The organism is Paenibacillus forsythiae T98 (genome assembly GCF_000520735.1).
Lineage (GTDB): Bacteria > Bacillota > Bacilli > Paenibacillales > Paenibacillaceae > Paenibacillus_AQ > Paenibacillus_AQ forsythiae.
This window is the reverse complement of the sequence record NZ_ASSC01000156.1, coordinates 1-329: the sequence shown is the minus strand read 5'-3', so window position 1 is coordinate 329 and position 329 is coordinate 1. Positions and strand designations below refer to the sequence as shown.

The 329-nt window shown below is 63.5% G+C and carries 1 pseudogene; it reads left to right on the top strand.

Going from position 1 to position 329, the window contains the following annotated elements:
• A pseudogene (locus L692_RS32420) lies at nucleotides 1-329 on the top strand (hypothetical protein); the annotation flags it as partial.

Here is a 329-nt window from a genome sequence, read left to right as displayed (position 1 = left end):
GGTTCGGACTGAGCCGCTCCGAGCTTGCGGAGAGCGGGCCCGGTTACGTCTTGCCGTCCGATCCCGCCGCAGGGCTGTGGTACGAGGATTACGCTGCGGCCCTGCCCCGGGAGGCGCCGCCCGCGCTTGCGTCCGCCGGGGAACTATGGCCGGATTCGGCGGAGATTCCCTCTAGGTGGATCAGAGAAAGACGGAGGTACCATGCTTCAACCGCCCGTCAGATTATGGAGCAGGCCGTGAAGTGGGGGACGAAGGTAAAGCTGACGATGGAAGACAGGACGTGTGAATTTATTCCCTCCCGCATCTTGCCGGGAACGTGGAGGGTATCC